Annotated in this window: 16 protein-coding genes; 2 read left to right on the top strand and 14 right to left on the bottom strand. The window is 70.8% G+C overall.

All coding sequences use genetic code 11. From position 1 onward, the window contains the following. The 10 genes from Sru01_RS36030 to Sru01_RS31170 form a co-directional block, all read right to left on the bottom strand. On the bottom strand, positions 1–2,703 hold a 2,703-nt coding region (locus Sru01_RS36030; RefSeq protein ID WP_239137896.1), incomplete at its 3' end, for a helicase HerA domain-containing protein. Positions 2,704–2,705: 2 nt separating this feature from the next. Further along, complete coding sequence (locus Sru01_RS31210; RefSeq protein WP_203993293.1) at positions 2,706–3,332, bottom strand: hypothetical protein; 627 nt, start codon at positions 3,330–3,332, stop codon at positions 2,706–2,708. Beyond that, the gene (locus Sru01_RS31205) at positions 3,332–4,399 is read right to left on the bottom strand and encodes an endonuclease domain-containing protein (RefSeq protein WP_203993291.1); all 1,068 of its coding nucleotides are present in this window, start codon (positions 4,397–4,399) and stop codon (positions 3,332–3,334) included. Before Sru01_RS31205 ends, Sru01_RS31210 begins: the two co-directional genes overlap by 1 nt. A 387-nt stretch (positions 4,400–4,786) precedes the next feature. Further along, positions 4,787–5,788 (bottom strand): D-ribose ABC transporter substrate-binding protein, encoded by a 1,002-nt coding sequence (locus Sru01_RS31200; RefSeq protein ID WP_203993289.1) that lies wholly within the window; start codon positions 5,786–5,788, stop codon positions 4,787–4,789. 108 nt (positions 5,789–5,896) lie between these two features. Continuing rightward, positions 5,897–6,973, bottom strand: coding sequence for an ABC transporter permease (locus tag Sru01_RS31195; RefSeq protein WP_203993286.1), 1,077 nt, complete (start codon positions 6,971–6,973; stop codon positions 5,897–5,899). Continuing rightward, positions 6,970–8,502: a sugar ABC transporter ATP-binding protein gene (locus Sru01_RS31190; protein WP_203993283.1), complete on the bottom strand. Its 1,533-nt coding sequence runs from the start codon at positions 8,500–8,502 to the stop codon at positions 6,970–6,972. Before Sru01_RS31190 ends, Sru01_RS31195 begins: the two co-directional genes overlap by 4 nt. Then, positions 8,499–9,116, bottom strand: a complete 618-nt coding sequence (locus Sru01_RS31185; protein WP_203993280.1) for a DUF2291 domain-containing protein — start codon at positions 9,114–9,116, stop codon at positions 8,499–8,501. The genes Sru01_RS31190 and Sru01_RS31185 overlap by 4 nt, the downstream gene beginning before the upstream one ends. Before the next feature lie 300 nt (positions 9,117–9,416). Then, positions 9,417–10,895: an FGGY family carbohydrate kinase gene (locus Sru01_RS31180; protein WP_203993278.1), complete on the bottom strand. Its 1,479-nt coding sequence runs from the start codon at positions 10,893–10,895 to the stop codon at positions 9,417–9,419. After that, on the bottom strand, positions 10,888–11,862 hold the full coding sequence (locus Sru01_RS31175; protein WP_203993276.1) for a transketolase family protein: 975 nt from the start codon (positions 11,860–11,862) through the stop codon (positions 10,888–10,890). Before Sru01_RS31175 ends, Sru01_RS31180 begins: the two co-directional genes overlap by 8 nt. Beyond that, the gene (locus tag Sru01_RS31170; RefSeq protein ID WP_203993274.1) at positions 11,859–12,731 is read right to left on the bottom strand and encodes a transketolase; all 873 of its coding nucleotides are present in this window, start codon (positions 12,729–12,731) and stop codon (positions 11,859–11,861) included. Before Sru01_RS31170 ends, Sru01_RS31175 begins: the two co-directional genes overlap by 4 nt. A 144-nt stretch (positions 12,732–12,875) precedes the next feature. Between Sru01_RS31170 and Sru01_RS31165 the strand changes: the two genes are divergently transcribed. Continuing rightward, the gene (locus tag Sru01_RS31165) at positions 12,876–13,889 is read left to right on the top strand and encodes a sugar-binding transcriptional regulator (protein ID WP_239137895.1); all 1,014 of its coding nucleotides are present in this window, start codon (positions 12,876–12,878) and stop codon (positions 13,887–13,889) included. Positions 13,890–13,988: 99 nt separating this feature from the next. On the opposite strand, the gene Sru01_RS31160 is transcribed toward Sru01_RS31165, so the two are convergent. From Sru01_RS31160 to Sru01_RS31145, 4 genes are all read right to left on the bottom strand, one after another. Continuing rightward, entirely contained in the window at positions 13,989–14,954 is a 966-nt protein-coding gene (locus Sru01_RS31160) for a sugar phosphate isomerase/epimerase family protein (RefSeq protein ID WP_203993272.1), read from the bottom strand. A 177-nt stretch (positions 14,955–15,131) separates the two neighbouring features. Further along, positions 15,132–16,469, bottom strand: a complete 1,338-nt coding sequence (locus tag Sru01_RS31155) for a pectate lyase family protein (protein WP_239137894.1) — start codon at positions 16,467–16,469, stop codon at positions 15,132–15,134. A 654-nt stretch (positions 16,470–17,123) separates the two neighbouring features. Continuing rightward, positions 17,124–18,587, bottom strand: coding sequence for a cellulose binding domain-containing protein (locus Sru01_RS31150; RefSeq protein WP_203993270.1), 1,464 nt, complete (start codon positions 18,585–18,587; stop codon positions 17,124–17,126). Positions 18,588–18,762: 175 nt separating this feature from the next. After that, positions 18,763–21,087 (bottom strand): nucleoside hydrolase-like domain-containing protein, encoded by a 2,325-nt coding sequence (locus Sru01_RS31145; protein WP_203993268.1) that lies wholly within the window; start codon positions 21,085–21,087, stop codon positions 18,763–18,765. 730 nt (positions 21,088–21,817) lie between these two features. On the opposite strand from Sru01_RS31145, the gene Sru01_RS31140 reads away from it, so the two are divergent. Next, on the top strand, positions 21,818–22,387 hold a 570-nt coding region (locus Sru01_RS31140), incomplete at its 3' end, for a carbohydrate-binding protein (protein ID WP_203993265.1).

The following is a 22,387-nucleotide window of genomic DNA, read 5'->3' as shown; positions in this document are numbered from 1 at the left end:
GGGGAAGTCGGCGAGCAGCTCGATCAGCCCGTCCAGACCGCCCCGTTTGTACCGGCCGAAGTGGACGACCGCCTCCATGAGCACTCCCCGGGCAAGCTGGGCCCTGCTGCTGCCGCCCTCCGCCTTCGCCCGCGGGACGAGCGCCGCCATGGCGGCGTTGACGGCCTCGTTGAACTCGTCGACGTCGTCCCGGACGCCGGCGAAGTCGGGCAGCGGCTGGAAGGCCAGCGGGCGGCCCTTCTTCCGGCGCGGGGTCCAGACCACGACATCGGTATCGGCCAGGTAGCGGGCCGCCCGGTCCGCATCACCCGGCCCCCAGGCGGCGGGCTCGGCCGGCCAGGGGTCGCCGAGCCGGGCGAGGTCGTTGTTCGGGTCGAGCACGATGGAGGACACCCCCTGCAGGGCGCACTCCTCGACGATCCGCCGGATCAACACGGTCTTCCCTGAGCCGGATCCGGCGAAGATGGCGACATGCTTGCGGAGCGCCTCCACCTCGACGGAGACCGGAGTCCCGCCGTCGAAGGTGTGCCCCACGGTCAGCGACGGCGCTCCGGCCGAACCGTGGTCGGCCCGGGCCGGTGCTGCGACCGGTCCCGGCTCGGCCGATGGCGGCGCGCCTGGGGACCCGAGTTCGGCCGCTGACAGTGTTCCGGCCGGATTGTGTTCCGCAGACGACGGCACGCCGGGCGACCGGCGTTCGGCCGGTGACGGTGCTGCCGCCTGCTCGGGTTCGGCCGGTGACGGCGCTCCGCCCGGCTTGCGTTCGGCCCGCGGCGGCGTTCCGGCCGGCCGGCGTTCCGGGGAATCCTCCGGCCTGCCGGCCTGCCGGTCCGGTTGCGGCTTCGCCTGCCCGGACGGGGCTTCGGGGGCGGGCGGCTCCGGCGGCGTGGTCGGGTCGGGCCAGTCCCCCAGGGCGTCCTTGAACAGCTTGAGGTCGGCGATGGGCCTCCGGTCGGCGATCCACCGGTCGAGGTGAGGAACGTTCTCATCGAAGAGCTGCCGCAGCGCGCACAGCACCTTGAGGTCCTCCACGTCGGCCGTGATCACCCGGCCGCCCCTGGCGTGGAAGTCGGCCACCGCCTGCCGGGTGACCGGTCCGGAGTTCCATGGGATGTTCCGGATGATGATCAACCGGCGCTTAGGGCTCTCCTCGGCGAGACCCGCCTTGAGCACCGCCTTGCGCAGCCGGGTGAGCGCGGCGAGGTGATGCGTGGCGGCGATGCCGCGGAACGACCAGTGCACCTCGTCCTCGGTCGCCTCGTTCAGGACCTGCTTGAGACCGGCGTGCAGGGAGGTCTTCCGGCCCATCGGCGGATCGACCCGGTAGCGCGCGGCCGTCTCGCGCCGCTCCAGCACCCAGGCCCGCAGTCCCGCCGTGAGCAGGCCGGGAAGGACCGCGTCCTCCTGCGCGGCCTCCAGCGCGCCACCGACGTCGGCCGCGTCCGCCAGCATGGCGAACTTGAGGTCGATCGCCCGCAGCATCTCCTGGTCCGGACGAGGCTTTGGTGAATCGATGCCCTGGTCCGAGGTCGCGTCAAGGCTCTCCAACTCGGTGATCTCACCTTGGAGCAGGCATCTCTGGATGTGCTGGGACAGACATTCCAGAATCTCACGCGGCGTGTAGAACGGTGCCTGCGCGAAGGCCTCCGGCCTGAGCGGCCAGGTGGGATATGGCCGGTCGAACCCGATCTCCTTGAAATGCGCCTCCAGGCGCATGGTGACGAGTTCCGCCCCGACCTCCGGACTCGGAATGCGCCGGAGGAAGGTGGCCTTACGGAAGCGATCCTTGAAGCTCTGGACGGCCAGCCCTTCCAGAGTCGTCCAGCTCTCCGGCAGGCAGGAGAGGACAGTCAGGGTCCGGCTGGTCACCTCCCGGAGGTTGGTCAGCCCATGCGCGAACTGGAGAACCACCGAATTCGCCGGACCGCTCTGGCCACCCTCGGTGAAGAGGGTGCTCTGGGCGATGAAGGCGTCGAGCTGGTCGAAGGCCATGACACTCGGGCCGGTCAGCGCCAGTAGTCGCGAGATGTCCCGGACGATCTCCTGGGGCGATTTGCGGACCTGCCGGAAGCCCCAGTCCAGCCGATAGCTCTCGCCGTCCTCGATCGAGCAGATGTAGGACTCGCCGAGGTCCACCAGAGCGTGGTCGCCGGCGGCCAGCAGCACCAGCGCCCGGGCGACGTCCTGCGCGTCCCGGCCGACCCGGCGGTCGACCCGGTACAGCGCCTGGATGAACTGATCGAGGTCGTCCCGGGTGAGCGGCTGGTTGCCGATGACCGCCTGCCCGGTCTTTCGCGGGAGTCCCATGTGTCCGGTCAGGCTGCGCAGAAACCGCTTGAGCTGGGTCTCCTCATCGGCACCTACCCGGGCCAGCCCGTCCTGGATGGACACGACCGCGCTCTCCCAGAAATTGCGGGCGTCGAGCACCCCCATCAGGAAGAAGTACCCATCGCGCTCTACGACCTGCTCGCGCAGCCAGCTCATCAGGTGCGTCTTCCCGCTGCCGGGACCACCCTCCAGGACCACCCCGATCGGGCTGGTCACCGGGGAGGCCGCGGCGGCGTCCAGTCCCGACCGCAGCGCGTGGGAGGCCGCCGGGTGCATGCCGGGCACGTGAAAGGGAACCGGCTGCCAGACGTCCTCGGCGGCGTTGACGGTGGAGAAGTGCCCGAGGCTGTGCAGCGCGTACCACTCGGTGACCATCGTCACGCTCCGACTCGGAACTGGTGGTTGGGCTTCCTGCCGATGACGATCGCGGCGGCGTGGTCCTCCGGCTTGAGATCACCCAGGATGGCGACCGGCTCGATGTCCACCCGGCCGTCGAGCATCATGGTGCGCAGCACCTCGTCCTGGAGATCCCGGTCGATGTCCGCCAGCTGCTCGCGCAGCCGGGTCATCGAAGCCCACCGCCCGGCGCCCGGCGTGATCTTCGTGTAGGCCTCGCGGATCCGATCCTCCACCTCCGGTGGTGACATCTCCGAGGTCGGGAGCGCCACGGGCTCCTCGGCAGCGGGAGTCGCCGCCTTGGCTCGCTGGAGAGACCGCAGGTACAGCAGCGCCAGCGCCTTACCCGAACGCGAGGACACCGGGACTCCACGGTGCACTTCCTCGATCGCCCGTTCTTCACCGGCCGGCGTGATCGTGTACCAGTAAGCCCGCCTGGCCCGGATCTCCATCTCGATCAGTTTGGCGTCGACGAGGCCATCGCGGTTCTTTCGGGCCAGGTCCAGGCCCCATTCATTCTTCAGAGCCTGGTGCGCCACCGCGGCGCCGAGTTCCCTCAGTACGAGCAGTGCGGCCACCTGCTGGTACGTGAGCCTTTCGTCGGACATCAAGCTGCTCCTATGGTCGTTCCGTGGCGTCGCGCCTGGAGGAATTCCTGGATATGGCGTAAGACTTGGGGCAGGTCGTCCAGCACCTGCCGGTTGGTGAATCGCAGCACCGTGAATCCGTCACGTTCCAGGTGCCGATCCCGGATGCGGTCGCGTTCCAGCTGGGCGAGGGTCTCGTGTTCCGGGCCGTCGAATTCCACGACGCATTTCTCCCGCTCCCACATCAGATCCGTGCGGATCGTCACGAACAGCGGATCTGTGGACCGGTACCGCTGGTTCCAGGCCCGGCCGTGCGCCCATTCGCATTCAGCGAGGGCCGCCTCCATCGCCCGCTCGACCGCGCTCCCCGGGTGCGGCCGGCCGGCGACCGGCGGGACGCCCACCGGTCGGGTGAGCAGGGTTCCGGCCAGCTCGTCGGCCAGCCGGCGGATCGCCGCCGGTACCGTCAGGTAACGGGTCTCGACGCGGCGCAGCTCCGGGCCCACCAGCCAGACCCCCATGCCGCCGTGCCGGGCCAGCCACTCACCCGCGGCGACCAGGAGCGTCTCGTCACGGGAGGACAGGTGCTCCGGCACGTACATGACCAGCGCCGCCGACTCGCGGCCGAAGGTGGACGCGATGACCCGGGCCAGCCCCGCCGCCCGGATCTCGGCGGGGAACACGCGGCCCGCCGCGGCGGGCCGCCCGGGGACCAGCGGGCCGCGGTGCTGGACGGCCCGGGCGGCGAGATCGGCCAGGAACGGTCCGAAATGACGGCTGCCGGACGCCAGGCGCATCGCGAGGGTCCGGGCCGCCGCCGTGCCACCGCCGCCGGGGCCGGAAAGCCGTTCCGCCTCGGGTAACCAGGCCGGGAAAAGCCCGAGGGCCAGCGTTTCCAGATCGCCCAGGACGGACGCCACCATCGCCGGGACCGAATCGCCGCCGGCCGCGGTGGCGGTGACGATGGCCGGCCCGTTCTCGGGCAACGGGTCCAGCAGCAATGCCATGACGTTCGCGTCGATGGCGGAATCGGCTCCGGCCAGGCGAAGCACCCGCCCGACCGGGAGATCGCCCCACGACAATGGCACGCCCGCCCCCCTCGCACAGCCCGCAGGAAAAGTGACTTTGCGCAGGGTATAGGACACGAGACGTGACGAGCGGTAATTCCTCAGATGTCGTTGATTCCGGAGATTACGAAATCGGCCAAACGGCCGTCCTGGCCGCCTGTCGCACCCTCGTTCATGACCGGCGGCCCTGAACGGCGGCCCTGAACGGCGGCGCAGCGACCGCGTTCGTCACCCGGCTCTCCGGTACGCGATCGGCCCGGTCACACCATCCGAACGCTGCCGTCCGCCGCTTCACCCGACGCATGCCGGAAATCCGCCGGGACTCACGGCGGGTGAAACTCGCGACCGCTGATCCGGCGCCGCGGGTTCCAGTGGAGCCCCCGCTCCACCGGAACGCCGCGCCCGCCGTCAAGACTTGATCGCGAAGTTCGTCACGTCGGCGGCGTTGTCCTTGTTGACCAGCGTGCAGTCGATGGACTGCTTCTCCGGCAGGCCGGTGCTCTTGGTCTTGATGAACTTGTCGGCCTGGTCGACCGCCATCTCCGAGATCTTGGCGGCCGGCTGCAGCACGGTGGCCTTGACGCCGCCGCCGGTGATGGAGTCGACCACGTCCGGGCTGCCGTCGAACCCGACGACGATGACGTCGGTCTTCTTGGCGGCCTTGAGCGCCGCGTACGCGCCGAGCGCCATGGTGTCGTTGCCGGCGATGATCCCCTTGAGGTCCGGGTGCGCCTGCAGGATCGTCTGGGTGATGCTGAGGGCGGTGGCCTGGTCCCAGTTGGCCGCTTGCTGGGCGACCATCTTCATGTCGCCGTACTGGTCGAGGATGCTGTGGTAACCCTGCGAGCGGACGCCGGCGTTGGTGTCGGTGGGCTTGCCGGTCAGCTCGGCGTACTTGCCCTTGTTGCCCATCAGCCTGGCGAACTCCTGGCCGCCGAGCGCCGCGCCCTGCGCGTTGTTCGACACGATCTGCGCGGCGGCCACCCCGGCCTTGTTGATCTCCCGGTCGATCAGGAAGCTGGGGATGCCGGCGTCCTTGGCCTTCTGGATCGCCGCCACCGACGCGTCGGCACCGGCGTTGTCCAGGATGATCGCGGCCGCCTTGCGGGAGATCGCCGTGTCGATCTCCTGGCTCTGCTTGGTCGGGTCGTCGTCGTGGCTGAGCACCAGGGTCTCGTACCCGAGCTTCTTGGCCTGGGCGGCGGCGGCGTCCTGCTCGGCCTTGAAGAACACGTTGTCGGGGGACGGGGTGATGATGACGATGAGCTTGGCCGCGGCGGCGGGTGCGGCACTGGACGCGCCGGACGCGGCGGGCTGCTCGCCGGAGGTGCCACAGCCGGCCAGGGTCAGCAGCGTGGCGGCGGCCAGCGCGCCCAGCGCGCGGCGCGGCGATGCGGAGGAAGAAGTCATCCTTCGAAGTCCCTTCGGATGAATATTTAGGTTGATACGCGGACTCGGGCAGGCCGGCATGGCCGGCCGGCGGCCGCGAGATTTCGGATCAATGGGCGCCCGGGCGGGTCAGTGTGCCGCCATCCGGGCCTGGACACGCTGTTGCGCTTGCTCCATGACAACAGCCAGGACGATGACACTTCCCTTCACCACGAGCTGCCAGAAGGCCGAGACACCGACGAGCACCAGGCCGTCGCTGAGGAATCCGATGACGAAGGCGCCCATGACCGTGCCGGCGATGGTGCCCCGGCCGCCGAACAGCGAGGTGCCGCCCAGTACGGCCGCGGCGATCGCGTTGAGCTCGTAGGTCGTCGCGGTGTCGGGGTAGGCCGCGCCGAGCTCGGAGGTGAGCAGCAGGCCGGCCAGCGCGGCGCAGGCGCCGGAGATCATGTAGGTGGCGGTCTTGATGCGGCCGGTCCGGATGCCGGCCAGGACGGCGGCCCGCTCGTTGCCGCCGACGGCGTAGACGCGCCGGCCGAAGGGCGTGCGGGTGGTGACCAGGATGGCGGCCGCGGCGACCACCACCATGATCCAGACCGCCACCGGAAGGCCCAGCCAGGTGTTCACGCCGATGATGGAGAAGCCGGTGTTGCCGCGCGCCGGGCGTCCGGCCAGGTCGGGGAAGGTGCCGCCGTCGCTGCGCAGCGAGGCGAACCCGCGGGCGACGTAGAGCATGCCCAGGGTGGCGATGAACGGCGCCACGCGCAGCCGGGTGATGAGCAGGCCGTTGAGCGCCCCCACGCCGGTGCCGGCCAGGATGCCGATGAGGATCACCATCACGGCCGAGAAGTAGACGGTGTCGCCCGGCAGCCGCAGCCCCTCGTACAGCAGGCCGCCGCAGATCATGCCGGCCAGGCCCGCGATCGAGCCGACCGACAGGTCGATCCCGCCGGTGAGGATGACGAACGTGACGCCGATCGCCAGGATCGCGTTGATGGACACGTGCTTGGTCATCAGCAGCAGGTTGCTGTCGCTGAGGTAGTGCGGGGACAGCGTGTGGAAGACGACGATCAGCAGCACCAGGACGATGGCGGTGCGCCCGCGCAGCAGCAGGAGCAGCCCGGCGCGCGGCGACCACCGCGACGCGGCCGCCGGGCCGTCCGGGGCCGGCGCGGATCTGGTCTCACCTTTGACGGTGGCGGTCACGGTCGTCCTCCGAATGCCTTGTCCGACGCGGATGCCGCGACGAGTTCCTTCTCACTGACCTGGCCCGCCTGGAACTCGCCGGTGATCCGCCCCTTGGCCATGACCAGGATGCGGTCGGCCATGGCCATGACCTCGGCGAGCTCGGAGGAGGCGAACAGCACGCCGAGCCCGCGGCCGGCGAGGTCGCCGATGACCCGGGCGATCTCCGCCTTGGCGCCGACGTCGACGCCGCGGGTGGGCTCGTCCAGCAGCAGCACCGTGGGCTCGGTGAGCAGCGCGCGCGCCAGCACCACCTTCTGCTGGTTGCCGCCGCTCAGCGCGGTGACCTCCGCCCGCAGCCCGGGCGTCTTGATCGCGAGGTCGGCCACCTGCTCGCCGGCGCCGGCCCTCTCGCGCCGCGGCGACAGCAGCCAGCGCCGGGCGAGCGCGGTGAGGCTGGACAGCAGGACGTTGTTCTGCACCGACATCGTCTGCACCAGGCCTTCGCGCTGGCGGTCCTCGGGCACCAGCGCCAGCCCGGCGGCCAGCCGGGCGGGCACGGTCGCCTCGGCGCACACCCGGCCGCGCACCCGGATCTCGCCCTCGGTGGCCTGCCGGGCGCCCATCAGGCATTCCATGAGTTCGGTGCGGCCGGCCCCCATCAGCCCGTACACCCCGACGACCTCGCCCCGGCGCACCTCCAGGGAGACCGAGTCGAGGACGGCGCCGGCCGGGCCGGGCGCGGTCAGGCCGGTGACCGACATCAGCACCTCGCCGGTGGCGGCGCTGTCGCGCGCGAACAGGCCCTCCTGGCCGCGCCCCACCATCTGCCGGACGATCCAGCCGGTGTCGGTCTCGGTCATCGGCGCGTGGGCGACCAGCGTCCCGTCCCGCAGCACGGTGACGTGGTCGCCGATCCGGCGGAACTCCTCCAGGCGGTGCGAGATGTAGATGACCGTCACCCCGTCCCGCCGCAGGTCGTCCATCACCTCGAAGAGGGTGTCGACCTCCTGGTTGCTCAGCGCGGAGGTGGGCTCGTCCATGATCAGGACGCGGACGTCCTCGGCGAGCACCCGGGCGATCTCCACCAGCTGCTGCTGGCCGATCGGCAGCAGGCCGACCGGCGTGCCGGGGTCGAGCCGCCGGCCGAGCCGGGCCAGCACGGCGGCGGTCCTCGCCTTCTCGGCGGCGAAGTCGACCATGCCCAGCGCGCCGCGCGGTTCCCGCCCGGCGAAGATGTTCTCGGCGATGCTGAGGTCGGGGAAGAGGCTCAGCTCCTGGTGGATGATGCCGATCCCGTGGCTCATGGCGTCCCGGGGGGACCGGAAGGTGACCTCCGCGCCGTCGAGCAGGATGCGCCCGGCGGTCGGCGACTCCGCGCCGGCCAGGATCTTCATCAGGGTGGACTTGCCGGCGCCGTTCTCCCCCACCAGGACGTTCACCTCACCGTGGTAGGCGGTGAACGTCACCTCGCGCAGGGCGCGCACCCCGCCGTAGGACTTGCTGACGTTCTCCGCCACCAGGAGCGGCCGGCTCGCCGGGGCGGTCACGAGAGCTCCAGCGACACCGGTGTCACCACGATGTTCTTCGGGTCCAGCAGCTGGAAGGCGCCGGCGAAGGCGACCTTCTTCCCCTCGGCGCCGTCGAGTCGTGCCGGGGCGACGACCCGCAGCCTGGCCTGGGTGTTGAGCGCCGTCGCCGCGCTCGCGTAGTCGACCTGGTTGGTGAACTGGCCGAAGTCGATGAACCCGACCGCGTCGCGCAGGGCGGTGCCCAGGAAGACCGGGCCGATCGCGATGCCCAGGTCCGGCTTCCCGTCGGCTGGGGCGAGGTCCACCTCGATCCGGCCCGCGCCGCTGGACCTCGCCACCGACAGCACCTTCCCGGTGCCCTTGACCATGACGGCGTACGGTCCGCCGGTGCCGGTCCGCCGCCCGTACTTCTGCCCGGCCTCCTCGGGATCGGCCTTGACGGCCTTGACGACCGCCTCGGCGTCGGCGGCCTTGGCGAGCACGGTGGGCACGACCTTCGCCGACCAGATGCCCGCCGCGTACTTGGCGGCGTCGAAGGCGCCGTCCTGGGCCGCATCGGACGCGGCGCTCTCGACCACGTAGACGCCCGGCACTCCGGAGCAGCCGGCCACGGCGACGATGCCGGCGAGCACGGCCGGTAGCAGTGCCCGCGTTCGCGATCTCCGCGCCCGCTGCGGCGCCCGGGGCGTGCGGAGGATGCCGGCGCGGTGTCCGATGCGTCCGACCCGACCTATCATTGAATTTCCATTCACTCTCGATTGGAGATGCGTCCAGTGTCACTCCGTGCGGCAGTGGGGTCAACCACTCACCAAGGTCGTGACCGTGTCGTTAAGTCGTGGCGGCGCGGACATCGTGGAAGTTGTGGCAAGCCCGGCAGGCCGCCGGAAGTCGTGCGGAGCCGCCGGGGGCGCCGGCCCGGGGGACGGCGCCGGTCAGCCGGAGGCGTCCTTCGGCAGGCGTAGCCGGGCGCGATCCACCGCCGTGTGCCAGGAGGCGACCCGCTCCGCGGGTCCGGCGCCGTCCGCGCACGGCGTGAAGGTGTCGTACTCCCGCGGCAGCTCGCCCAGGTCCGCCCGGCTCCATACCCCGGCGGTCCGGCCGGCCAGATGCGCCGCCCCGAGGGCGGACAGGTTCGGGGTCACCGCCCGCCATACCGGGATCCGGCCGAAATCGGCCTGCAGTTGCATCAGGGTGTCGTTGGCACTGCCGCCGCCGTCGGCCAGCAGGCGGCGCACCGGGCCCGCCCCCTGGGCCACGGCGGCCACCACGTCGTTGACCTGCAACGCGATCGCCTCGATCGCGGCGCGGGCCAGCTGCTCGGGAGCGGTGCCCAGATCGAGGCCGCTGATCAGGCCGGTGGCGTGCTCGTCCCACCAGGGGGCGCCCAGTCCGCCGAAGGCCGGCACGATGTCGACACCCGCGCTGCTCGCGTTCTCCGCCATGGCCGCCAGCTCGGCCGGCGTCGTGCGCAGCAATCTCGCCAGCCAGGCCAGCACCGCCCCGCTCGCCCGGATGTTCCCCTCCACCGCGTAGACGGGCGTGCCTTCGTCCCAGGCGATGGTCAGGCACAGCCCGTCCGGTACGGCGCCGGGAACGTCCAGCACTCCGATCACCGATGATCCGGTGCCATAGGTCGCCTTGACCAGGCCGGGGGTGACCGCGCCGTGGGCCAGCAGGGCCGCGTGCGAGTCGCCCAGCACCCCGGCCAGCGGCACCGAGGCCGGCAGGCCGGCCAGATCGCGGACCTCGCCGAACGGACCGGACGACGGGACCGGCGCGGGCAGCACCTCGGGCGGCACGTCGAACAGCTCCAGCAGCTCCTCGCTCCAGGCCCGCCGGCGCACGTCGAGCAGCTGGGTGCGTGCCGCGTTGCCCATCTCGACGCGGTGCTCGCCGGTCAGCCGCCAGATCAGCCAGGAGTCCACCGTGCCCAGGCACAGCTCCCCGCGCGCGGCGCGCCGCCGGTCCGGGTCGTAGGTGTCGAGCAGCCACCGGGCCTTGAGCGCGCTGAACATCGGGTCCAGCGGCAGCCCGCTGATCCGGCGCACCGCCTCGCCGGCACCGGCGGCCCGCAGTCGCCGGCACGCGTCGGCGGTCCGCTGGTCCTGCCAGCCGAGCATCGGGCCGAGCGGTAGCCCGGTGGCGCGGTCCCACAGCAGCACCGACTCGCGCTGGTTGCTGACGCCGACGGCGGCGATGTCCGCCGGGTCGTGGCCGGAGACGCACCGCGCGACGGCGTCGCGCACGCTCGCCCAGATCTCCATCGGAGACTGCTCGACCCGATTGCGCTGCGGGTAGTCCACCGCCACCGGGGTGGCCGCACGCGCCACGATGCGCCCGGCGGCGTCCACCAGCAGGCATTTGGTGGCACTCGTCCCCTGGTCGATCGCCAGGACCAGCGGATCAGGCACGGCGCGCGTCCGCCAGGCCGAGCGCCGCGGTGGCGATGCCCCGCGCGGTCAGGCCGAAGTGTTCCAGCAGGAAGTCGGTGTCGCCGGTCGGCGCGAACACCCCGGGCACGCCCAGCAGCCGCATCGGGACCGGAGCGTGCTGCACCACGAACTCCGCGACCGCGGCGCCCAGGCCGCCGTGGACGGTCGCCTCCTCGGCCGTGACGATCCCGTGGGTATGGGTGGCCGCGGCGAACAGCGCCGCCTCGTCCAGCGGCTTGACGGTCGCCATGTTCAGCACCCGGGCCCGCACTCCGGAGCCGGACAGCAGGGCGGCCGCCTCCACGGCCCGCGAGACGAGCGTGCCGGCGGCCACGATGGTCACGTCGTCACCCTCCACCAGCGTGTCGGCCCGGCCGACCAGGAAGTCCCGGCCCGGCGGGGTCACCGCCGGCACCTTGTGCCGGCCGATTCGCAGGTAGACCGGGCCCCGATGGCCCAGGGCCCAGCGCAGCGCGCCGCGGGTCTGCACCGGGTCGGCCGGCACCACGACGGTCAGGCCGGCGATGGCCCGCAGCCAGGCGAGATCCTCGATCGAATGGTGGGTCGGTCCCAGCGCGCCGTACGCCATGCCGGGGCTCATCCCGCACAGCACGGCATGCACGTTGCTGTAGGCCAGGTCGGCCTTGATCTGCTCCAGCGCCCGGCCGGTCAGGAACGGCGCGGCCCCGCAGACGAACGGCACGAACCCGCCGCCGGCCAGGCCGGCCGCGACGCCCACCATGTCCTGCTCGGCGATGCCGACGTTGATCAGCCGGTCCGGGAACTCCGCGGCGAACCCGCCCAGGTTGCTGGAGCCGACCGAGTCGTTGCACACGGCCACGACCCGCTCGTCGGCCCGTGCCAGCGCGCACAGCTCCTCGGCGAACGCCACCCGGCAGTCGAACGTCTCGCCGGTGGCGACCGCACCGGTCAAGGGGCCGGTCACGGGGCCAGCTCCAGCAGCGCGGCCTCGGCCTGCTCCGCCGAGGGGACCTTGTGATGCCACTCCACCCGGTCTTCCATGAAGGAAACGCCCTTACCTTTCACCGTGTTCGCGATGACGCACCTCGGCCGCCCGGCGCCCGGCTCGGCGAAGGCCGCCAGTAGCGCCAGATGATCGTGCCCGTCCACTTCGCTCACCTGCCAGCCGAAGCTACGCCACTTGCCGGCCAGCGGCTCCAGCCGGTTGGTCGCCTCGGTCCGGGCGCCCTGCTGCAACCGGTTGCGGTCCACCACGGCGGTCAGGTTGTCCAGGTCGCGGTGGCCGGCGGCCATCGCCGCCTCCCAGTTGCTGCCTTCCTGCAACTCGCCGTCGCCGAGCACCACGTACACCCGCCGGGACGACCCGGCCAGCCGGCCGGCGATCGCCGCACCGACCCCAACCGGCAGGCCGTGGCCCAGCGGGCCGGTGTTGGTCTCCACCCCCGGGACCTTGTTGCGGTCCGGATGCCCGTTGAGCGGCGAGAGCGGCGCCATGAACGTGCTCAGCGCGGCGGGCGGGAAGAACCCGCTGTGCGCGAGCGTGGTGTACAGCGCGGCGGCGCAGTGCCCCTTGCTCAGGATGAACCGGTCCCGGTCCGGCCAGCCGGCCCGTTCGGGATCGACCCGCAGCACCGCCGCGTACAGGCAGGTCAGGATATCGATCACCGACAGGTCGCCGCCCACGTGGCCCATCCCGGCCGTCCGGATCGTCCGGATGACGACGGTCCGCGAGCGGTCCGCCGCCGCGCGCAGCGCCGCGGCCCGGGTCGGCGGATCCGCGGTCTCGACGAGGCGCCGCAGCGCCCGCCAGCGCCCGAGTTCTTCCCTGTCCACCTGGAGCATTGAATACCTATTCGATAGTGAATTGATTATCAAGCTCATCTTGATGTCTGGCCGCATCCCAGTCAATGGTGAATGGAAATTCAGCTACGATAAGGTGGCAAGGTTCGGCGTCCACCCCGATCCGTGAGGAGCCCCGTGCCCACCGAACGCAGCAACCTGCGCGAGCCGGCCATCGGCGGCCTGGCCCCCAGCCAGCTACGACTGCTGACCAAGGTCGCCCGCATGTACCACGAGCACGGCATGCGCCAGCCGCAGATCGCCGAACAGCTGCACATCTCCCAGCCGCGGGTCTCCCGCCTGCTCAAGCAGGCCACCGAGCTCGGCATCGTCCGCACCACCGTGGTGACCCCGTCCGGCGTGCACGCCGAGCTGGAGGAACGGATCGAGCGCCGCTTCGGCCTGCGCGACGTGGTGGTGGCCGACCCCGGCCAGCCGGCGCCGGGCGAGCAGTCGGTGCTGCAGGCCATCGGCGCGGCCGGCGCGGTGTACCTGGAGACCACGCTGACCGGCGGCGACCGCATCGGCATCTCCTCGTGGAGCTCGACGCTGCTGGCCACCGTCGACGCGATGCGCCCCCGGCCCACCCCGGTCGCCGAGCGGGTCGTCCAGGTCATCGGCGGCGTCGGCAACAGTACCTCGCAGGTCTACGCCACCCGCCTGGCCGACCGGCTGGCCATCCTCACCGGAGCCGAGGCGGTCTTCCTGCCCGCCCCCGGCCTGGCCTCCTCGCCGGCGGCTCGCGAGGTGCTGATGTCCGACCCGCACATCAGCGACGTCCTGGCCACCTACGGCGGCCTGTCCATGCTGCTCGCCGGGCTGGGCAGCCTGGAGCCCTCACCGCTGCTGGTGGAGAGCGGCAACGCCATCGCCGACGGCGAGCAGGAGGCGTTGCGCGAGCTCGGCGCGGTCGGCGACATCTGCCTGCGCTTCTTCGACGAGAAGGGCCAGGCCGTGCGGTCCCCGCTCGATGACCGGGTGCTGGGCATCGACGTCGAGACGCTGCGCTCGATTCCCCGGGTGGTCGCGATCGCCGGCGGCTCGCGGAAGTACACGGCGATCCGCGCGGCGCTGCGCGGCGGCTGGGTCGACGTGCTGGTCACCGACCTGGGGGTGGCCCGGCGCCTCGCCGCGGAACCCGACGATCGGTGACGCGGGGCCCGGCCGGCGGACCCCGGCCGGCCGGGCCTGCCCGAGCCTCCGGCCGCCGCCGGGGGCGGACGCCCCGGAGGGCGACCGGCCGATCCGGGCTCAGCCGAACAGCGCCCGTCGCACGATGCGCTGGGCGGCCAGGGCGTCGTGGTCGGCGCGCGCCGCCGCCAGCTCGGTCAGCGGCAGCCGGCGGGCCCGCTCGCGGAGCAGGTCGATGGTGTCCAGGCTGTCGCGGACCGCCTGGACCGGGTCCTCCCGGTAGGGGAACAGGTCGAGCTTGAGCGGCGCGTCCCAGCCCAGCCGGTCGAGGGTGTGCAGGAACTCCAGGGTCTCCACGATGTGCAGCGCCCCGACCGTCAGGTCGTCGTCCCACTCGCGGTAGTTGTCGCACAGCTCGACGTCGACCAGCCGGCCGCGCTGGTGCGCGAGCGTGAGCGCCTCGGCCGGGTTCTCCTTGGCGAACAGCGAGTGCCCGAAGTCGAGCACCAGGCCCACGTTGTCCACGCCCATGTCGTCGATCGCCAGCAGGCTGGCGGCGGCCGTGCTCCAGAACAGCCGGGTGCGTGGCTCCTTGAGCTTGTACTCGATGCCGAAGCGGACGTCGGGGTGCCGGGCCGCCACCCCGCCGATGCCCTCCAGGCTCCAGCGCCGCAACTGCGCGTAGTCCACCTGGAAGGGATAGTCGTAGCCGTCCTGGCCGGGCCAGAACTTCACATAGTCGGCGCCGAGCCGCCGGGCCACCTCGACCGACTCGTGCGCCAGCTCGACGGCCGCGGCGCGCACCGCCGGGTCCGGGTGGGTGAACGACCCGCGGGCGAACCGCCGACTGTAGATCGCCGGCGTGATGGTGCGGACGTGCAGGCCGTGCTTGTCCAGCGCCGCGCGCACGTCGTCGTCGCCGATGTCCGGCGAGGACCAGGGATAGTTCAGGTCGACCCCCGATAGGCGACCCGTGCTGCCGGCGCACTCGATCGCGTCGATGGTGCTGATCGCCGGCCCGTAACCGTCCGTCGCGTACCGATCCAGAATCTGGCCGAACACCCAGATGCCCGCTGTGTAAGCCACGCCGAAAACTCCTTGCATATAAATTCACACACGAATAGTTCTAGCATCCGGTATGGCGGTGAGCCGAGTCAAGCAGAGGCGGTGATCTGGTTCGCGGCGGTACGCCACGGTCCCGGCACCGGAGGATCCGGCGCCGGGACCGCACGGTGAATCGGCGGTGCGAGGGTCCGGCGCGGGTCAGTGCGCGCCGGCGCCGCCCGTCACGACGGACTTGACGCTGGAGGCGCTGTCCAGCGAGTAGGAGTAGGGAACCGACGCGACGCTGCCGCCCGCGTCCCCCGCTCCCGAGTTGACCTTGTAGTTGTCCCGGGCCACCAGGTTGCCGGCCGGCGAGGAGCCCTCACCGCGGTGGTAGGGGTCCTTGACGTTGTCGAAGTAGTTGCCCTCGACCAGCACACCGGCCTCCATGGTGGAGGCCACGCCGTACCCGCCGTTGGCGTAGTAGTAGTTGTTGAAGACGTGCACCGGGTTGCCGAACCGCACCCGCGGGTGCCGCTGGGTGGTGGCGTCGAACCAGTTGTGGTGGTACGTCACCCGCAGGTGGCCGCGGTCCTCGCCGCCGTTGCCGTCGTCGTGGCCGAGCAGCATCGCCTTGTTGTGGTTGGAGATCTTGTTCCACGACACGGTGACGTAGTCGCTGGCCCGCTTGATGTCGATGGCGCCGTCGTACCCGTTGGACAGCGAGTTGTGGTCGATCCACACGTTGGTCGAGTACTGCACGTTGATGGCGTCGTCGTTCCAGTTCCGGAAGATCAGGTTCTTGATGATCACGTTCTGCGCCCGGGAGACGTTCAGGCCGCAGCCGGCGATCGTGGCCCCGGAGGCGCCGACGATGGTCTTGTTCGACCCCACCTGGAGCATGCCGGAGCACGAGAGGGTGCCGGACACCCGGACCACCGACGCGTTCGTCCCCCGGATGGCGGAACTCAGCGCCGAGGAGTCGCTCACCGTCACGGTGCTCGCGTTCCCGCCGCCGGTGGTCCCGCCGTTCTGGGTGGCCCAGCCCACCAGACCGCCGCCGCCCGAGGGGGGCGGCGTGGGGTTGGAGGTGGGGGTCTGCGTGGGAGACTGGCTGGGAGTCGGGGTGCCGCCGACGCCGCCGGTGCAGGTGACCCCGTTGAGGGTGAACGACGCGGGCGCCGGGTTGCTCCCGCCCGAGGCGCCCTGGAATCCGATCGACGTGCTCGCGCCGGTGCCGAGGGAGCCGTTGTAGGAGGCGTTGGCGGCGGTGACGGCCGAGCCGCTCTGCGCGTAGGTGGCACTCCAGCCACTGGTGACCTTCTGGCCCGCGCCGAAGGTCCAGCCCAGCTTCCAGCCCGACACCGCGTCCCCGAGGTTGGTGATGTCGATGCTCGCGGTGAAGCCGTCGGCCCACTGCGAAGTGATCGTGTAGTTCACCCGGCAGCCCGAGGCGGCCGTCGCCGCTTCGGAGGTCGCCCCGATGAGCCCCGCCGTGGCCGCGGTCATCGCGGTGGCCACACCGAGAATCGCCCGGCCATACCTGCGTGTTGCCATTCGAAACACCTTTCCATGGGATGCCTTGGAATTATCGGCCGGATCCGAGCATGCTCGGATCCGGGCGGCACGCCGCGATCGTGACACCCGGCGCAATGACCGGCCGATGAATCTTTGAATAAAGATTCAGTCATGAACTTATACACCCGACCGTGGAATGTCAACGAACTCCGAATGCCGTCCGCCACTGGACGGACAGCCGGCGGCCATTCGCCCTGATCGGAGGAATCGGCGGGCGGAGCGAGCGGGTGTAAGTTTCAGAAATGCGCCTCGGGGGCAGAGTTCACCGACGGACAAGACTTCATCGATGCGGCAGCCTTCCACGCGGGCAGATTCACGCGAGAAAATGAACACCGGGCCGGAGTATGTCCGCCGGGCGGTCGGCGCCACGATGTTCGGTCGCCATTCCGCGATCACGGGCGCGGCCGCGATCCGCCCCGCGCGGACACCGGACTCCGGCCCCGATGGCCTTCGCCGGCGTCGCGCCAAGACGCGCGGTGGCGGCCGGGCCGGCCGGCGACGGCGGTGCGCACATCGCGGCGGGCCGCCGCGCGGAAGACCGCCCCGGTCGGCGACGGCGGGCACGACCGGGACGGTCCGATGATGGCCGGCGGTCGCCTCGGCGACGTCCGGGCCGGTCAGGTGAGCGCGGTGCTAGCGGGGGCCGGCGCAGCGGGTGACGATGCCGGGCACGTCCTGGGCGCTGTCCATCGTGTAAGCGTAGGGCGGGTTGGTGAAGGGGGTGACGCCACCGCCGGTGCCCCCCGCGCCGGTGTCCCTGGTGCCGGTGGTGTTGTCGTAGATGTTGCCCCGGGCGGTGATGTAGTGCGGGCGGTCGTACATGAACTGGTGGGGGTTCTTCACGCCCTTGAAGTAATTGTTCTCGATCAGGACCGAGGCCAGCGCACCGACGCCGATGGCGTAAGTGTTGCCACTGGCCGTGTAGTAGCTGTTGTAGACGTGCCCCTTGCCGAAGAGCATCCGCGGCATGCGCTGGTCGACCAGCTCGGCGAACCAGTTGTGGTGGTAGGTGGCGTTCTCCTTGCCCAGGTCGGTCGCATCGTGGTCGGCGCCGGCGCTCACCAGGCTGGCGAAGCGGTGCGCGTTGCCGGCGTCGGTGTACCAGAACTTCACCCAGGACACCGTCAGGTGGTCCGAGCCTTTGGTGAGGTCCATCAGGCCGTCGCCGGCGTCCCAGACGTTCAGGTGGTCGAACCACAGGTGATGCGCGCCCCGGGCCGCGACCGTGTCGGCCGGGCTGCCGCCCTTCCCGGCGCCCTGGATGTTCAGATTGCGGACGATGATGTTGTTCGCCCCGGCGGAGATGTTGATGCCGCCCCGGATGGTCGCGTTCTTGTCCGCACCGACCAGAGTCTTGTTCCCGGCGATCTCCAGCGGGGTGGAGCCGGTGCTGATCGTCCCGGAGACCTTCAGCACGCGCGCGGTGGAGTCCCCGGCGTACTTTCGCAGGTCCTCCAGCGTGGTGATGGTCTGCGGGGCCGCGTTGCCGCCGCCCGTCGTCGTGCTGATGCCACCGCCCGCGACGGCCGCCCAGCCCACCAGCCGGGTGTCACAGCCGCCCGGCGGAGGCGTCGGGGTCACCGTGGGCGTCGGGGTGGGCGTCGGGGTGGGCGTCGGGGTGGGGGTGGGGGTGGGGCTCCCCGTCGGGGTGGCCGTGGGTGTGGGAGTGGTGGTGGAGCCGGTGCAGGCGACGCCGTTCAGGGTGAACGAGGCCGGCTTGGGGTTGGCGCCCGACCAGGTGCCGTTGAACCCGATGGACACCGCCTGGCCGGTGGCGATCGAGCCGTTGTAGTCCACATTCGTGGCCGTGACGTCGCGACCGCTCTGGCGGTAGGTGGCCGACCAGCCGTTGGTCACCTTCTGGCCGCCGTCGGGGAAGGCGAATCCCAGCGTCCAGCCGTTGATCGCGCCGCCCAGGTTCTTGATCGAGATACTGGCGGTGAACCCGCCGGACCAGTCACTGGTGGTGTAGGTGACGGCGCACCCGGTCGCGGCCTGGGCGGGGGGCGCGGCGGACACCACCATCGCGGCGAGGGGCACCGCCGACGCGGCGGCGGCCAGCCGGGCCGCCCGGGCCCGGTACTTGGGGGGACGCATCAAATCCTCCTGAACGGTGGCGCCGATTCTTTCAAATGATATTCGACGGCGAATATCAATTCATTGGATGTACGTCGGGATTTTCGGGTTCCATCGGCCGGCTCCGTCGCCGTGAGATCTTCATTCATCGGTGCGGGAGCCGGGGAACGATGTCCCCCGGCTCCGGTCCCACCGGTCAGCCGACGGTGAAGATGATTCGCCGGTAGGAGGTCAGGGCGGGGCTTCCGTTATCAGTGACCTCCACGATGATGTGCATCTGCCTGCCCGGCTCATTGGGCACGGTGAAGCTCGCGCCATTGCGCGAAGTGGGGTTGTTGATGGTCACCTTGGCGGCGGCCGAATCGGCGTCGGCGTATTGCCACCATTGGTAGCCCAGCGCGTTCCCATCGGGATCGGTGGAGGCCGACGCGTCGAGCGTGACCACCTGGCCGGGGGACACGGTGCGGCGCAGACCGCCGGCCACCTCCGCCTTCGGCTGGTGGTTGGCGCCGCTGTAGGAGGAGGCGACGTCCCAGTCCATCCGGGCCGCGAAGTCGTTCTGCGCCGCCGGGACCCAACGCCAGTACATCTTGTTGCGGTCACCGTCGTCGGAGATGGTGGAGTCGGTGAGGTGGCCGGGCTTGCTCGCCGGGTCCTCGACGATCGACCTGCCGCCCCAGCCGCCGAGGGTGTAGTCCTCGTGGGCGTCCAGGCCGTTGGCGATCTCGTGCAGGAACGACGGGGTGTCGCCCTCGCTCACGAAGCTCTGCGGGTACATGGCCCCGAGCGGGCCATGGCCGCTCTTGACGTTCGTGTTCAGCCACGAGCTCGTCATGTAGGCCTTGACATGGTCTGGGCTCGGGCCCGACAGGCTGCCGTAGTCCCACACGTTGTCCCAGCGGTAGGCCTCGTTGATGTACGCCTCGCGAATGTTGTCCTCGATCCACTGGCCGCCGCCGTCCTGGTACCAGATGCAGTAGATGCGCGCCTTGCGGACGGCCCGCTGGAAGTCGGCGGCACTGTAGGAGGTCTTCAGCGTCCACAGCGCCGAGGCGACCGTGTTGGCGCCGCCCCAGACCGTGATGTGCACCGGGCGCGGATCGCCGTCGAGCAGCGTCCGGATGATCAGCTGCTCGCCCGGCGTGTTCTTCGTCGCCATGGCGGGCGGCGCCACGTTGAGGTCCGCGGAGTTCTCGTTGCCCACCCGCACCACGCTCTGCAGGGCGCTCGCGTCCGGATAGCCGGGGTTATGACGTCGCAAGTTCGGCAGGACCTTCGCGTAGTTCGCGAGCTGCGCCTCGATCCACTTCTCGCCGCTGTGCCCGCTCTTCTGGTACCGCGAGTTGGTCTGCACGATGCCGGCCACGTCGAAGTCGGACGTGTAGTGCAGGAATCTGATCATGGTGCTGCGGTCGTCGACCTCGCCGTCGGTCAGCGCGATGACCCGTGGCCGGCCGGTCGAGGGCGGAGCCGTGCTCACGGTCAGCGTCGCCGGAGCGCTGGTCACCGAACCGGCCGGGTTGGTCACCACCACCGTGTAGGAACCGGCATGCGACTGCTGCGCGTTGCCGATGGTGTAACTGGATCCGGTCGCGCCGGCGATGGCGCCGCCGTCCTTGCGCCACTGGTAGCTCAGCGGCGCGGCGCCGGTGGCCGTGACGCTGAACGTGACACTGCCGCCCACGGTGACCGTGGCGCCCTGCGGCTGGCCGGTGATGGCGGGAGCTCCGCTCCCGCCGTCCAGGCTGCGCAGCTGGTAGGCGTTGACGATCGCCGTGGCGCTCGGCGAGGAGGTGTCGGCCCCGCTGTTGGCACCGGTGAAGGTGATCGCCTTGGTGGTGGCATCCGCGGTGAAGGTGCCGCTGACGTGCTGGCCGACCCCGCCCAAGGCGTTGTTCACGTTGTGCTCGAGGGTGACGCCGCCGGCCCCGTCGGAGACGACCGTGCCGAGACCGGGGTTGTTCTGGCCGAGGTTGTTCAGGCGATAGTCGTTCACCCACACCTGGAACAGGTACCGGGTGCCCGGCGAGAGGTTGCGCAGCGTCAGCGTGCTGCGGGCGGTGGTGTCCGCGGTTGCCGTGTCGCCGTCGTTGTAGTGCCCGGAGCGCAGCAGGGTCTGGTAGGCCGCGGGCAGCGCGCTGAACGGCGCGGTGCCGCCGCCGAATCCGTCGTAGGCGCCGGCCCGGCCGCCGTCGCTGGTGACCAGGGTGTCGCCGCCGGGCAGGGTGGTGGTGGCCCCGGTGTAGGGCGACCGGGTGAACGTCACCCCGTTGACGGTGGTGTCCACGTCGGATGACGCACCGCTCCGGGTCAGGTTGGCCGCGCGGACCAGCGTGCCGGCGGTGCCGACATCTGCTGGACCGCTGATGCCGGCCGGCGCGCCCCACGTCACGGCGGTCACCGCACCGGCCGGGGTGGCGGCCGTGACGGCCGCGCCGCCGGCGAGGGCGAGCGCCGCCACCGCGACGGCGCCGCGGCGCAGCCGGGAGCCCACGGCTCCCGGCCGGAGGATGAGTCTCATCCGGCCCACTCCTTTCTCGTCATCGCCGTCGTGCGGCGGTGATGGGTCCGGGCAGCCGGCTGTTCCGGCACGGACGCCCTGCCGAGCGCCGGGTGAAGTGGCCGGGAGCCTGCCTCTCGCCACTGCCGGGCGAGGCGGCACCGGCGGGTTCCCCTGCCGCGATGGCCGTCATCATCACATGCGTTCTTCATCACATCAAGAGAAATTCATTGGTGAATTTATATTCACGATAACAGAACAAGATACCTTGATCACACATTGTGGCCACGAATAGAAACGACTCCCGCCCGGGTCGGCACGCCATGCCGCTGCACGAAACACAGCACCCGACCCGAGGCAAAAAGGGCGTGCTCGGGTGAAACTTTCATGGTGGCCGGGCAGGGCTCTGGAAGCTCGCCGGTAACGGCCGGCGCCCGGCCGGCGGCCTCCCGGGCAGGTGATGCGATTTCATCCGGGCCACGCGCGGGAAGACCAGGCGACAGGCTCGGCCATCCACCCCCGAACATAATTATGAATGTATATTCATAGTTGAATGCGACTTGCACCGCGTGTGAGGATGACCCTCATCACGGCAGCCAGGACAGCCCGGACGGATGACCCGCGCCCACGATGACGCGCCGGCCACCGGCATATTCCCCGACCACCTCGATACGGGTTCGCGCCCGCGTGTCCGGCTGCCCGCGAAACGTCACCACCGGCCATGGCGGTGACGAGAAAGGAGTCAGGGCGCATGGCACTCATTCCACGGACCGGAGCAGCACGCTCCCGTCCAGGCCACGCCATCATCACCATCATCGCGCTCGCCGCGCTCGCCCTGGGCTTCGGCGCCGCGGTGGCCGCCCCCGAGGCCGGGGCCGCCACCCGCGACGGCTGGTCCACGATCCAGGCCGAAGGCTACGACGCCTCAGGCGGGTCGCTGCAGGTCTGCGGCGGCGTGCTGTGCTATGTGGCGGCGAACGCCTGGACCCAGTACAACGGGGTCGACCTGCACACCGGCACCAATGCCATCCAGTTCAGCGTCGCCAACGGCGGGGGCAACTCCGGGATCCAGGTGTGGGTCGGCGGCGTGAACACCGGCACCCTCACCGTGGGCGGCACCGGCGGCTGGAACAGCTACCAGACCAAGACCCTCACCCTGCCGCCGCAGAACAGCACCAAGGACGTCAAGCTCGTCTTCCTCAACGGCAACGTCAACGTCGACTGGTTCATGTTCTCCTCGACCGGCTCGCCGACCCCGACCCCCACCCCGACTCCCACGGTCAGCCCGACACCGACACCGACCCCCACCGGCCCGCCCGGG

It is taken from the genome of Sphaerisporangium rufum (genome assembly GCF_016863395.1).
Taxonomy (GTDB): domain Bacteria; phylum Actinomycetota; class Actinomycetes; order Streptosporangiales; family Streptosporangiaceae; genus Sphaerisporangium; species Sphaerisporangium rufum.
Note: the sequence above shows the minus strand (reverse complement) of the source record. Positions and strands in the feature narration are given on the sequence as shown.